Source organism: Aquabacterium sp. (assembly GCF_036279675.1).
GTDB lineage: Bacteria > Pseudomonadota > Gammaproteobacteria > Burkholderiales > Burkholderiaceae_C > Aquabacterium.
Map to the genome: position 1 here is coordinate 1 of NZ_DASUIS010000125.1, position 12,525 is coordinate 12,525.

Below are 12,525 nucleotides of genomic sequence, written 5' to 3' on the forward strand. Positions count from 1 at the left end.
CCGTACTTCAGGCTGTTGATGCCCACCTTGCTGCGGAAGTCTTCCACGGCGGTGGCGTGTGCGGTCTTGTTGTCGTAGTAGACCGTGTCCATCAAGGCGACCCGGTCACCCAGCTTGCCGCACTGGGCCAGCGCCGCCTTCTGGAAGGCCGCCAGGTTGTCGGTGCTGAGAGAGGCCGCATCCGGGGCCAGCAGGATGGTGGGTTCATCCACCGTGGCCACCTTGCCCAGGCCGGTGATCAGCACGTTCTGGTCTACCGAGTCGGTGTACTTGCCCACCGACACGATGTAGCAGGGGCCGCCGCCATTGTCGAAGAACAGGCGCATGCTGTTGTACAGGTGCTTGGCGTTGCCCGTACCCAGTTCGGCGCGCACGAAGTTGCCACCCTCATCGAGCTGCACCTTGGCCACGTCCAGCGTGGGGGCGCCACCGAAGAGCTGCTCGAACTCCAGCAGCGAGGTGATGCGTGTGGGCACGTTCTTCAGATCGCCTTCGATGTCGCGTGTGGCTTTGGCGGTGTAGCCAATGAAGGCGGGCACGGCAGTCGCCACCTCGGCCACCGAGGGCGGGAACACCGAGATTTCTTCGACATACACGTCAGGCGTGCGATAGGTTGGCATGGCGGATTCGCTCCTCTACGGTTTACTCAGGTGAACGACAAACTGGGCATCACTGCGCTCGGCACCGGGCTGAGGCAGATCGCCGATGACCACCTCGCCAAGACGTTGCAGTGCGATGCCGTGCGGACCTCGGGCCTGGCGGGCCAGCGGGGCATCAGCTTCAAACAACACGACCTGACGGGTGTGATCCGGATCGAGCAGATCCGGGGTGAGATAGCCTGCGCCAAAGGGCGGCAGGTGAGGGGTGAAGACAATCGGTGTGCGACCGGCAGCAGCCGCACCCTGATCCAGCACCTGGATGCTGTCGAGATCGGCCTGGTTGGCTGGCTTGACCAGCACGTAGTAGCGCAGCACGTCTTCGCGCGCAGCCAGGCTCAAGGTGAGAGCGTGGCCATGCTGTACGTGATCAGCCCCCACCTTCAGTTGCAGCAGACCCCAGCAGTCGCTCAGGCCCTGCCCGATGAACAGGCGCTGCTGCGCCAGCACATGACCAGGCTGATCTTCCTCAGTGATGAGCACCTCGCCAGTCAGGCCGCCTGCATCCCACTGCCAGGCGGCATCGGTGTCTTTCAGTGTGACGCTGGCCTTGGGCAAGCCTTCTGCGGTGATGGCACGCAGGGTCAGCGGGCGCGTGGTGCTGATGGGCGTGATGCTCATGCGAGGCGCCACGATGCGCACACCACGCGGCGCAGCTCCAATGGCATCCACGCTGGCTTCGTTGGTGAACAGCGCCCGCTCGCCCTTGGCCAGCGCCAGATCACTGGTGTATTGCGCAAACAAGGTGCTGCCAGGCAGCAAGCCGAACACCAGCGTGCGCCCGGTGCTGTCCACCACGGCATGCCCATCGGCATCCTCTTCGATCAGCACATGCAACTGGCCGTTCAGCTCGCGCGCGATGCCCCGCATGGCCTTCAAGGCTTCCTGGGTGGCCGGTGGCACGACGAAGCTCAAGGCGTCACACACGCCATCATGGAAGTCGTGCGAGACGGAGATCGTCCAGAGCGTGCGAAACCCGGTGTTCATCGCAGCGCCATCTTCGTCTGGATGCCGGTAACCGGCTGACCTGTGCCCTGGGGCTCGACATCCTGCAGCCACAGCAGGCGCACACGGTAGACCATGGCCGGCATGTGCTTGGTGCCAATACACGTCCACAGCTGGTTGAGCTGATCCGGGCCATAGTTGAGCAATTCCACCGTCAGCCGCTCGATGCCCGCGGGCATGCCAGGGTAATCAGCCGGCGTGAACACCGGGTGTGACTGGAAGAAGGTGAGCAGGCAGGCCAGACGGCGCAAGGCCTCGTCGTACTTCTGGAAGCGCCCGGTCACCACCACGATCAGGTTGACCTTCAAGGGAGGAGGCAGGGTGATTTCACGACCGCCGACGATCTGGCGCTGAGGCATCTGCTCGCGCAGCACGCGCTCTTCCTCGATCTGAAACAGCGACATGCGCGTGGTGTCACCCGCCAGGGCCAGGGCACCCGTGGTGACATCCACCAAAGGCCCTACATCCAGCTTGCCCAAAGCCAGGCCAAGCCGGCGCGACATGAAGCCATTGGCCTCGTCGCTGAGGAACTTCAAGGCGAGGTCGATCATGGGCGACCACCTTGAAACTCGCATCTGCCCCACTGCATTTGTTGCCTCATTCTTCAAAGATGAAACTCGATTTCAGTCTATGAGAACAGAGGTTGCAAAACGGTTAAAGACTACGTTCTAGGGGGGCCTGCAGTTGACTCAAGTCAATGGTCAAAGCGCAAAGAAGCTGGGTTGTCTGATTCGCGCAGCGCCCCGTGGTTCGTGACATCGTCAACACCTGGCGCCTCATCGGGTTCATGCTCCCCGTGTTCCAGGGTATCGACCCGGTAGCGCGGCAGCGTCTCCATCACTACGCTACTTACATTCGCTTGCACTGCAGGAGATCAGCATGAGTGTCAGACTGTCCATCGCCTTGATCGCAGGCATCGTGATTGCCCAGGGCTTGTTTGCCACACATGTGAAAACCAACATGGTGCGCGTGTGCAACCCTGACACGAAAGCCTGCCAGTTCGTGCACCGCTGAGCGCGGATCAGGCGTCCAGGTCCACCTCGACCAGGCCGCCGTCCACCATGCGCAAGGGATACTCGCGAAGGCGACAGCCCTCCGGCCTCAAGCCTTCACCATTGCGACCATCGAACACCCAGCCGTGCACCGTGCACACCAGGATGCGGCCATTGAAATCCGAGTTGTTGACCAGGCTCTGGCCCTCATGCGGGCACACGCCTTCAAACGCCCTGGGCTGCCCGCCGTCGGGCCACAGCACGAGGACCTCACGGCCATCAAGCATGAAGGGCGTGCTTTCGCCCTCACCCAGATAGCGCTGCTTGCAAAGCGTCTGAAAGGCCATGATCTGCCTGTGCCTAGGGTCAGATCAGGCGCACTTCGTCGGCACGGGCCACAAAGCTCAGACTGTCGAGCTGGTCGAAGATCTCGTTGCTGATGTCGGCGGCATAGCGGTTCTCGTACCAGGCGCAGGCATAGGGCAGAAACAGCGGGCCCAAGGGCAGGTCCAAGAGCTTGGTGTCACCCGCGTTCAGCACGGCTGCCACGCCCTGGTTGCCCACCACGGGCACGTTGTCATCACCGAACACTTCGAAGGCCACGATCAGTTTGGATGACTCCACACCACCCTCGCGGGTCTTGACGGCGGTGACGCGGATGTTCTGAAAGCGGCGCCCCACCTTGCCACTGTCCTGTGCTTGCTCGAACTCGCCGAGCTTGCCTTTCTTGACCACGGTGGCGTCGGTCACAGGCACGCCCAGATCAGCCAGGCCATTGGGCTTGGCGGGTTTGATGGCAACAGCGGTGGAAGACAGCAGCAGGGCAGGCATGGCGTTGGCTCGAACAGGATGAGGACAACGCCATTGAAAGCCCTCTGCACAAGGACAGGTGTTTGCTCGGGTATTCAACCCAGCAAACCGGTGGGATAGGCAGGTGCGCTTCAGGTCACCAGCAAGCCCCGCAGACGGGTTTCGAAACGATCGATCTGGGCAGCATCGGGCAAGGCCTTGAACATCTGCGCATGGGCTTTCAAGGCATCCTGAAGTGCCTGCGGCCAGCTGGCCAAAACCTTGAGCACACCAGACATCTGGGCTGCCATGTCGTCACCCTGGCTGCGGTACAGGCTGACAGCTTGCTTCAGTTGCACCAACCTTTCCTGCCCCGTGTGATGCAAGGCGGCCAGCATCACCAGATGCGACTCCGGTGTCGCCGCCATCTTGCGTGAGGCCACATCGCGCTGTTCATACGCCGCGAACAAACGCGCACGGTTGTAGAAGCGCTTGACGTGGCGGGGCGTCGGGTCTGCCGCCACCACCACCTCCTTCCACAGGTCCAGCGCGTCCATGAAGCGACCGGAATCATGCAGGCGAATGGCCCCGCCCAGGGCCACGGTGATCTCGGCCCGGTGCGAGACAAGCCAACGCCAGAACAAGGCCGCCAGGGGCAGGACCAACGCCAATCCCCACCACATGGCGGGCGTCAGGCGCGCCTCGGGCCCGGCCGTCACCAGGCTGGCTTCAGCACGAGGCTCGACGGGGTCTGCCGTCGGGTTCCCATTGAAGGCATCCAGGGCTTGTTGATCGAGCCCGTTGCGGGCTGTGGGCATGCCGCTTGATCGGTTCTGGGGCGATGCGCTCGCAGTGGCCCGGTCGATGTCCTGCACATGACCTTCACCGCCCTCCTGCAGCACGCGCCCCCACATGAAGGCCAGCGACAGGATGCCCAGCACCGCGCCCAGCAAGACCAGTTGCAGGATCTGCTGACGCCAGTTCGTCAGCAGCGTGAGCAGGCCGTCCAGGGCCCTGCGCCAACGTGGCGTGTCATCCTCCCCCTTGGGTCGCTTGACCACGACCATCAGCTCCTTGAGGCGATCCTGTGCCTCGGGAACCGGCAGCTCGATGTGCACCAGCTTGCGCAGGTAGTCGCGCGCATAGGTGCCGGTCTCATCCTTGACGGGCGGGGTGATGCAGCTCATCACTCGGTCCATCGCCGCCCCGATGACGACGAAACACTGCCCCACGTCCACAAGGTAGTTGGTCAGCTCCATGAGCCCGTTGACCGTCTCGACCGAGCAGCGATCCAGGTCATCGATGAAGATCACCAGGCGGCCGCCCAGAGCCTCCGTCAGCAGGCCAAACTCCGCCCGACAGCGCTCGACCGTGCCGGTGGGCTCCTTGCCCTCCTCGGCCTGGCGGGCCTGGCCCAGCAAGGCCTTGAGTGGCTCCAGGATCTGCAAGCCGCCTATCGTCCAGCCCTTGGTGAACAACAGGAGGATGAATCCGATGAAGCCGCCCAGCAGGGAACGCTGCAACCAGGGGAAGAGCGTGGGTGGCGGCACGGTTTCGACTGCATCGCGTATGGCCTGCTCTTCACTGGGGCGCAGCTTGCCATCGGGGATGTGCGCGCGCACTGTGGCCAGCAGATCCAGGGGCTGCTCGAACACACAGCGGCGTTCGAGCGGCACATCGCGGCGGTCACCACACTGCTGCATCTGCGTAGCAGGCTCCCAGAGCAAGGCGTGCTTCATGTAGCAGTAGATCTCGGGGCGCACCGGCACGGCCTTCTGCAAGGCCTGCACCAGTTCACGCACGTCACAGGGGTCGGCTGGCAGGGTGGCCGGTTTGCCAGCGGCGGGCGGCGGCAGATGCGCCAGCGCGGCCAGTTCGGCCACGCTGTAGGGCCGAGCGCCCGGTTCGGCTGCGGCATCAAGCGCATCCGCAGGCGCCGGTGCGCTGGCCGCTTCGGCACCCGACGCCGGGACCGCCACCGCCGCGGTGCCATTCTTGGCGAGGGCACGGCGGAAGGGGTCGAGCTTGTCCAGCGTGCGGCCCGTGACGATGGTCTGCTGCTGCTGCAGGATGTAGTGCTTGAAGTTCAGCCTGAGGTTTTCCATGGCGGGCTGCGTGCCCACGCTGAACAGGTCACCCGCACCAATCGCAAGGGCACCGGCCATGGCCACCGCCACGGATCGGTAAAACCAGCCACGCCCCCATATCAGGCGGCTGCGCACGCGCAACCAGGCAAAGGGCTGGCGCCAGAACTGCGGCACGGCCTGCTGCATGACCACGTTGAACAAGGCCGTGAGCTGGCGCCCTTCCTGCTGGTGGTGCCAGGCGTTGAACCAGGCGGTGCGAAAACCGGCCTGCTTCAGATCCGTCTGGAGCATGCGCATGACGCTGCTCTTGCCGCATCCCCATTCGCCCGTCACCGCCAGGGTGATGCGGGGCTCGGTTCGGGCGTTGCGGATGAAGGCCGACAAGGCCTCCACGGCCGGCCGAAAGCCCAGGCGGTCCGAGGCCTTGTCCTCCACGGGTTTGTCGCTGCTCAGGACCATGGCCACCTGCCCGACAGGCTCGTCGTCCACCTCGGCAGCGACGCGCTCGCTGGCGTCCACGAACATCAACAAGGCGGCGGCGAGAAGCCCCGTCAGCACCAGCAGCAAGGCATACCAGGGCGCCCAGTGCCGCTCATACGTGGCCAACGGCAACCAGTGCTGGCCGTTGTCGGTGGTGGTGTGCAGGCTGGCACCGGCACCCGCCACCCAACCCCGCTTGCCATCGGCGCTGAAGCGGATCACGCGGGCGTCGCCACCCGGTGCGGGCTGAAGCTGCCAGTTGCGCCCGCCATCCAGTGTCTGCAACAGCGTGCCTTCACCAGCGGCCCACATCTGGCTGCCGTTGCCCAGAACGGCCACGCTGTGCAACCAGGCATCCGTGCCGGTGCGGCCCATGGGCTTGCTGGCGCCACCCGGGTTGGTGTTCCAGGCCAGCCAGCTCTTGCCACCATCCTCGGTGGCGAGCACCACGCCTTGAGAGCCCACCACCCAGCCTCGTTGGCCATCCGCAGTGAACTGCAGATCCGTGAGGCGTTGCGGGGCTCGGTCCGGCAAACCGATCTGGGGAAACCAGACCTGCCCGCCATCACGGCTGCCCAGCACGTTGCGCCCGCTGCTCATCCAGAGCTGTTGTCCATCGGCGTTCAGATGCAGCCGCGCATCCCGCCCGGCGAAGGCCTGAGACACGATGACGATCTGGCCCTTGTCCGCACGCACCCAGGTCTGGCCACCGTCATTGGTCGACGCGAGAAAATGCGCGCCAGCCACCCAGCCACGCCGACCATCTGCCGTGAAGCGCACGGCGTGCAGATCGCGCGATTCGGGGCTGCGCGGCTCCAGCACCTGCAAGGACCAGGAAGCGCCACCATCCAGACTGGCCGCGAGGGTGCCGCTGTCACCCACCGCCCAGATCCGGCGCCCGTCGGCAGACACGGACAAGGCACGCAGCTGACCGGGTTGCTGCACGGCTTCGGGCTTGCTCGCACCAGTAGACGTCACCGTAGGCAGGGTGTGCACATGCCAGGAGGCCCCGCCGTCACGGGTGCCCAGCAGCGTGCCCCAAGGCCCGATGGCCCAGCCTTGCTGACCATCGGCCGCGAAGGCGAAGTCGGCCAGGAGGTCTTCACCACCGGCCAGACGCGTCCAATGGGCGCCGCCGTCCTGCGTGCCCAGCAAGGTGCCGTGCTCGCCCACGGCCCAGCCACGTTGCCCGTCCGGATCCACATGGATGGCACGCAGGTTGTGGCGGGTCAGGCTGGCTTGTTCATCCCACTTGCTGCCCCCCTCCCGGGTGAACAGGATGCGGCCCTTGGCGCCCACCAGCCAGACACGCAGCCCATCGGCCATGGCGCTGATGCCTTGCCAATCATCCTTCACGCCTCGCCCTGCGTCGAAGATGTTGCTGGCGACACCAGGGTCATAGCGCACGACGGCGCCCTGGCTGCCTGCTTGCCAGGCCAACTTGCCCGCAGCGCTCACCGCCTGCACGGCCACGACGGAGCCTGTGCGGCCCACCACCGAGCTCCAGTTCTCGCCGCCATCCACACTGTGATACGCATGGCCACGCTCGCCCACCACGATCACCAGCCCTTGCGCGCTGACGCTCACACCGGTGAGCTTGTCCTTGGTCGGTTGAACATAGGCCTGCTGTTGCCACGAGCGGCCCTGATCCAGGGTCTGCAGGAACACGCCCGTGTCGCCCACCAACCAGCCGCGTCGTCCGTCGGCGGTGAAGGCCACGGATCGCAAGGTGGCGCTGCCCACCAGGGCGGGCAGCTTCTGCACCGCCCAACGTCTGCCGCCATCGTTGGTGGCCAGCAGCACGCCCTGCTCGCCCACGGCCCAACCTTGCTGCGCATTGATGAAATGCACACCCTTGAGGCCCACACGCAGCGGGTCACTGACCAGGGTGACCGCCCTCACGGTCGCTGTGGCCGGGGGTGGCGCCGCCACCTCGGTTTTGGGCGAAACGGGCTTCTGCGCCGCTTTGGGCGTCTTGCTCTCCTTGGGCGTTGCCGGCTTGACGACCTTGCTGACCTCGGGCGGCGCGTTCCCCTGCGCCACAGGCTGCACGGGCAGCGAGATGGACTTCAGCTGCTCAGGCGAGCGAACCGTCTGGACCTGCTGCTGGCTGGATGGCGGTGCCTTTTGTTCGGCGAGGTTGTCCAAGGCCACCGAGACGCCAGCTTGCTCCGGCCGGCTGTCTGGCAAGGCATTGGTTGTGGCCGCATGGGCGCTGGACAGACCGGGCACCCAGTCGAACCAGCGAACACGACGTGGGTCCAGGCTGGCCGCGGTGGCAGGTGCGCCTGGCTGCACCCTTGGCGCGGTCTGATCCGTCGGCGCGCCATCAGGGACGCCGTCTGCCATGCCAGGCGTTCGCTGCGCAAGCGGCGGGTTCTGTTGTGTCCAGCTCAGGCCACCGTCGGCTGAATGCAGGATCAGGCCATCATCCCCCACCACCCAGACGTCGTTTGTTCCCGGCAGGTGGTAGACCGCATTCAAGTCACCCTGCACCACCGTGCGCTTGAAGGCGTTGTACTCCAGGGGCTGCGACAACCAGGTCCACAAGCCCACCTCACTCAGCCGGCTGGCACGCCAGGCATCGGCCGCCGGCAATTGCCGACTGGCCAGCCAGGTACCTGCAGCAGCCAGCACCACGCACAGCAGCAACAAACCCCAATGCAACCAGCGCGGCATGTGAAAGCGCGCCGTCCATCGACGGGCCCGTCCGCCGCCACCACCCGACGCGCCACCGCCACCTTGACGGCCACCCCCGGCATCGCCCCCTTTGACTGGCGGCGCCTGCTCGACGGTCGCGTTCGAGCTGGACTGGCTCATGGCTTCTTCACTGGGCGCTTGCATGCGACGGCTTCCCTTGGACATTCATGGTGGTGACCCCAGGCTATGTCACTTGTACCGCCAGGGCCATCCCAAGGTCTTGGGGCCGCTCAAGCTTTCTGCCGGCGCTGTTGCCGACCCGCAACCCGGGCGGCCAGGTCGTCCTTCCGCCCGTCGTATCAGATGGGCAGCGCTGGCCCCTCGGCGCCTACCAGCGCCAATGCACCACAACCACGCGTCTGATACAGGTCCACACGGTCCACCTGGGGCAGCACCTCGCGCGCCTTGTTCAATATCCAGTGCGACAAGCTGGCCGCGTCGCAATCAGCCAGACCCGGCAGTTCGTGCAAGGGCTGGTGGTCCAGCATTTTGAAGATGGGGTTGAACAGGGTCTTCACGTCGCCAAAATCGACCGTCCAGCCCATGACCTCGTCCAGCGGCGCCGCCAGATGCAGGCGCAAGGTGTAGGTATGGCCATGGATGGCCGCATGCGGGTCGTCGGACGGCGCATGCCGCAGGAACAAGGCGCTGTCGAGCGTCATCTCCTTCCAGATGCGGTAGTCGTGACCGTTGAAGTTGGCGCCACAAGAGCCCGTTTCGTACACGGTGACCCATGAGAGCGCGGGCAGGACTGCCTTCAACCTTGACCAGAGCCAGCCTGCAATGACCTCGCTGGTGGGATTGGCCAGCCCCTCGATGTCGTTGAGGTACTTGTGGTTGAGCTGATAGTGAAAGGGCGCCCAGATGGCATCGAGGTGGTCGTAGTCGATGCTGATGTCACGGCCACCGGTGTTCTGGTTGGCGTGCACGATCACTTCGAAGCCATGCCCATGCAGGCGCCCGCATTTGTGCCCCAGGGGCACATGAGGCAGCTTGTGGGCAGATTGGAAGCGGTAACGGCGCCATACATGCGCCTGGTCGTGGCGATCCAAGTCCACCCCCTGGTCGGCCGTGCTCTGGATACCAACCTGCTCCAGCCCGATCACCTGCTGCCGGGTGACGAGCTCATCGCGCAGCCAGCGCGCCAGGTTTTCATCGGTGGGCGGCAGATCAGCGGGCAGCACCTCGTTGAGGAGGCGGTAGTCCAGCTGTGAGGTGCAGGCGGCCAGGCGCTGGCCCAGTGTGTGTACTTCGGCGCCCGGATAAGGCGCCCAGCCCGCAGGCAGATCAGCGCGGATGCGAGCGACAAAGCTGTGCCCGTGCAAGCCATGGGAGCGATGTCCGCTGGGCAGGATGCCAACCTGGCGGGCGGATTCGAAGTGGCGCGAGGCGGTGTGAAGGGTAGAAAGCGAAGGCAAAGGCACGATGGGCAGAGGGGACGACAGGCAAGGGGCTCGACTGTCTCACCTGCAGCGTGAATTGCCAAGGAGATGGCGGGCAGGATTTGAGCCGTCTCAAGGCCTGGCCGCCCGTCATGTCAACGCGCGTCGTACTTGCGGCTGCTGCCCTTGGCCACGTCCACCGGATACTTCTGCTCGTTGAGCGCCATCTTCTCGCTGGCTGCCGCCATCAAATCCACGCCCAGCGCGGAGGACAACTGCACCAGATAAAGCAGCACATCGGCCATCTCATGGGCCACGGCCTGCTTCTTGTCCGCATCCAGACTGCGGCTTTGCGCCTCCGTCATCCACTGAAAGTGTTCCAGCAGCTCACCTGCCTCGACGATCAGGGCCGATGCCAGGTTCTTGGGCGAATGGAACTGCCCCCACTCGCGCGCATCGGCGAACTGCTGGAGGCGTTGGGCGAGTTGAGCGACGGTGAGCGGGGCCTGGTCTGCTGACACGGTTGAGCGGCGCGAAGCCTTTGAGCCAATCGAGACGCTAGTATCTCGCCGAATGACTCCCTGGCGATGCCGGCCTCAGCGACCACATAAAAGCCCAGGCGGCCCGGCTTATTGAGCGAGCGAACACGACTGGCTCCGGTATGTTGACCCTGAGCGTTGCCCACTTTGGCGATGCGACAGCCAAGCCGGTCGGAGGCCCCATGCCACAAGCCATTTCTCGCAAGCTGTTTGTCACCGGCGCCCTGAGCGCCCTGGTCTCGCTTTTCGGCACCTGTGCCGTACAAGCCGCGGCCCCCCGCACCGCCACGCCCGTGCACGAGGCGAGCAAACAGGTCGAAGCCTTCGCCGCCGGGGCGATCCCCTGTGACAGCGACGGTGTGAAAGAAGCTGTCTCGCTGATCTACGAACAGGACGACGTGGCCTCGGCCAGTGCCGTCGCCTTGCGCTGCGAGGCCCTGGCCGCCACCCAGGCTCGCCCCTTCAACCGTGTGATCGCCTCACGCATCAAGGCCATGATCGCCATGCGCATGCGCGACATGGTGGCCCTCAAGCGCGCTGGCGAGACCCTGGTGACGGAAGCCCAGGTGCCCGAATACGTGGCAGATGGCCACCTGTTCATCGCCTTCGCCTGCGTGTTCGGCGGCAACCCGCGTTGCGCACGCGAACACGTCGACACGGCCAAGACCTTGTTCACGCAACTGCACGTGGACGAGGCGCTGGCCCAGCTTCAACCGCTGGAGCAGACCTTGATGCGGCTGGAAGCGCAGTCCGAGGACGGGCGCTGAGGCGCGCTTCTTCACACCGGGCGCCAATTCAGCCCGGCACGGTTTACTTCTTCTCGGCCTTGGGGCGACCAGGCTTGAGCGGCTGCAGCTTGTCCAGCGCGATCTGCAAGGCGCTGTCGGGCAAACCGGCCAGCACCTGCAGGCCGGCACGCAGCAGTTCGCTCTTCTTGGCAGGGCGCTTGAAGCCGATGGCGCGCACCTTGAGCTGGTCGATCAGCGCCCAGTCGTCTGCTGGCATGGTGAAGCTGTCGCGCACGAGTTTGACCTTGAGCTTCACGGGTTTGGCGGCCTTGACTTCGGGCTTCACGTCAGCCTTCACTTCAGGCTTGCTGACCACGACGGCCTTCCTGGCTACTGGCGCCTTCTTCGCGACCACCTTCACGATGGCAGTCTTGCTGGCAACTTTGCGAGCGACCTTCCTGGCGGGGGCTTTTTTGGCGGGTGTCTGAGCCATGTTCAATCTCCGGTATAAATGATTTATACGATTTATACCAAAGTTTTGAGGCACTAGTCCAGATCGATGACGGTATCGCCCTCTACAGCCTGACATCCGTCAAGGATGGACGACCAACCTCTGTGAATCACCACCCGCTTGTCGACGTGGCAGAACTCGATGCGCCGGGCCTGGGGCACCTCGTGCTGCACAAAGGCCTCGATGGCGGCAGGCATGCTGATGCGCAAGCGCTGCTGATCCAGGTCCTGTCGAGGATGGTCGTCGGTGTGCACGAAGGGGATGAAGGGCGCCGCCCACAACAGCCAGCGGCTGCCCAGCTCCACCACGCTGGGCGCGTAGTGCTGCTCCTGCAACCACGCCTGAGCCGCCACCCGCTCGTCCGGCGCCTCCAGCACGCGCGCGCCGCCCCAGGCGGAAGCCAGCAGCTCCATCACCCATTGATTGCAGTTCTGATAGCGCACGCTGAAGGCATGAGCATTGGCGCTGTACTGGCTGCCCAATACCTGCAGGGCCTGCCGCTTGTCGAGGGCGGCCCGCTCCAGTGGTGCGGCCTGGTCTTCAGGCAGGAGCACCACCGAGAGATAGCCCACGGAAGGGTTGTCGGTCCCCAGCAGGAAGCCCGACATGCCCTGGTCATAAACGCGGGGCTTGCCTTCGTCGCACGCGTAGTAGAG

11 protein-coding genes and 1 pseudogene are annotated in these 12,525 nt (G+C 64.8%); 2 read left to right on the forward strand and 10 right to left on the reverse strand.

All coding sequences use genetic code 11. From position 1 onward, the window contains the following. The 3 genes and pseudogenes from VFW93_RS14410 to VFW93_RS14420 form a co-directional block, all read right to left on the reverse strand. Nucleotides 1-620 (reverse strand): annotated as a pseudogene (locus VFW93_RS14410) (hypothetical protein); the annotation flags it as partial. Between the two features lie 15 nt (nucleotides 621-635). Next, on the reverse strand, nucleotides 636-1,643 hold the full coding sequence (locus VFW93_RS14415) for a hypothetical protein (RefSeq protein WP_329694675.1): 1,008 nt from the start codon (nucleotides 1,641-1,643) through the stop codon (nucleotides 636-638). Beyond that, nucleotides 1,640-2,212 carry a DUF4255 domain-containing protein gene (locus VFW93_RS14420; RefSeq protein ID WP_329694676.1) on the reverse strand — a complete coding sequence of 191 codons (573 nt, stop codon included), beginning with the start codon at nucleotides 2,210-2,212 and terminating at the stop codon, nucleotides 1,640-1,642. The genes VFW93_RS14415 and VFW93_RS14420 overlap by 4 nt, the downstream gene beginning before the upstream one ends. Before the next feature lie 328 nt (nucleotides 2,213-2,540). On the opposite strand from VFW93_RS14420, the gene VFW93_RS14425 reads away from it, so the two are divergent. Then, complete coding sequence (locus VFW93_RS14425) at nucleotides 2,541-2,675, forward strand: hypothetical protein (RefSeq protein ID WP_290676749.1); 135 nt, start codon at nucleotides 2,541-2,543, stop codon at nucleotides 2,673-2,675. A 7-nt stretch (nucleotides 2,676-2,682) separates the two neighbouring features. On the opposite strand, the gene VFW93_RS14430 is transcribed toward VFW93_RS14425, so the two are convergent. From VFW93_RS14430 to VFW93_RS14450, 5 genes are all read right to left on the reverse strand, one after another. Next, nucleotides 2,683-3,000: a Rieske 2Fe-2S domain-containing protein gene (locus VFW93_RS14430; protein WP_329694677.1), complete on the reverse strand. Its 318-nt coding sequence runs from the start codon at nucleotides 2,998-3,000 to the stop codon at nucleotides 2,683-2,685. 19 nt (nucleotides 3,001-3,019) lie between these two features. Then, nucleotides 3,020-3,484, reverse strand: a complete 465-nt coding sequence (locus tag VFW93_RS14435) for a hypothetical protein (protein WP_329694678.1) — start codon at nucleotides 3,482-3,484, stop codon at nucleotides 3,020-3,022. A gap of 110 nt (nucleotides 3,485-3,594) precedes the next feature. After that, nucleotides 3,595-8,853 carry a YCF48-related protein gene (locus VFW93_RS14440; protein ID WP_329694679.1) on the reverse strand — a complete coding sequence of 1,753 codons (5,259 nt, stop codon included), beginning with the start codon at nucleotides 8,851-8,853 and terminating at the stop codon, nucleotides 3,595-3,597. A 155-nt stretch (nucleotides 8,854-9,008) separates the two neighbouring features. Beyond that, nucleotides 9,009-10,133 (reverse strand): 6-carboxytetrahydropterin synthase, encoded by a 1,125-nt coding sequence (locus VFW93_RS14445; protein ID WP_329694680.1) that lies wholly within the window; start codon nucleotides 10,131-10,133, stop codon nucleotides 9,009-9,011. Between the two features lie 113 nt (nucleotides 10,134-10,246). Then, nucleotides 10,247-10,612 carry a nucleotide pyrophosphohydrolase gene (locus tag VFW93_RS14450; protein WP_329694681.1) on the reverse strand — a complete coding sequence of 122 codons (366 nt, stop codon included), beginning with the start codon at nucleotides 10,610-10,612 and terminating at the stop codon, nucleotides 10,247-10,249. 200 nt (nucleotides 10,613-10,812) lie between these two features. Between VFW93_RS14450 and VFW93_RS14455 the strand changes: the two genes are divergently transcribed. Further along, the gene (locus tag VFW93_RS14455) at nucleotides 10,813-11,397 is read left to right on the forward strand and encodes a hypothetical protein (RefSeq protein ID WP_329694682.1); all 585 of its coding nucleotides are present in this window, start codon (nucleotides 10,813-10,815) and stop codon (nucleotides 11,395-11,397) included. Nucleotides 11,398-11,440: 43 nt separating this feature from the next. On the opposite strand, the gene VFW93_RS14460 is transcribed toward VFW93_RS14455, so the two are convergent. Further along, nucleotides 11,441-11,851, reverse strand: a complete 411-nt coding sequence (locus VFW93_RS14460; RefSeq protein ID WP_329694683.1) for a hypothetical protein — start codon at nucleotides 11,849-11,851, stop codon at nucleotides 11,441-11,443. A 53-nt stretch (nucleotides 11,852-11,904) separates the two neighbouring features. Beyond that, on the reverse strand, nucleotides 11,905-12,525 hold a 621-nt coding region (locus VFW93_RS14465; protein WP_329694684.1), incomplete at its 5' end, for a DUF2145 domain-containing protein.

What these genes read in the sequence shown, in the direction of transcription:
- VFW93_RS14415 (WP_329694675.1), bottom strand. Translation starts at nt 1,643, where the DNA reads ATGAACACCGGGTTTCGCACGCTCTGGACGATCTCCGTCTCGCACGAC.
- VFW93_RS14420 (WP_329694676.1), bottom strand. Translation starts at nt 2,212, where the DNA reads ATGATCGACCTCGCCTTGAAGTTCCTCAGCGACGAGGCCAATGGCTTC.
- VFW93_RS14425 (WP_290676749.1), top strand. Translation starts at nt 2,541, where the DNA reads ATGAGTGTCAGACTGTCCATCGCCTTGATCGCAGGCATCGTGATTGCC.
- VFW93_RS14430 (WP_329694677.1), bottom strand. Translation starts at nt 3,000, where the DNA reads ATGGCCTTTCAGACGCTTTGCAAGCAGCGCTATCTGGGTGAGGGCGAA.
- VFW93_RS14435 (WP_329694678.1), bottom strand. Translation starts at nt 3,484, where the DNA reads ATGCCTGCCCTGCTGCTGTCTTCCACCGCTGTTGCCATCAAACCCGCC.
- VFW93_RS14440 (WP_329694679.1), bottom strand. Translation starts at nt 8,853, where the DNA reads ATGCAAGCGCCCAGTGAAGAAGCCATGAGCCAGTCCAGCTCGAACGCG.
- VFW93_RS14455 (WP_329694682.1), top strand. Translation starts at nt 10,813, where the DNA reads ATGCCACAAGCCATTTCTCGCAAGCTGTTTGTCACCGGCGCCCTGAGC.
- VFW93_RS14460 (WP_329694683.1), bottom strand. Translation starts at nt 11,851, where the DNA reads ATGGCTCAGACACCCGCCAAAAAAGCCCCCGCCAGGAAGGTCGCTCGC.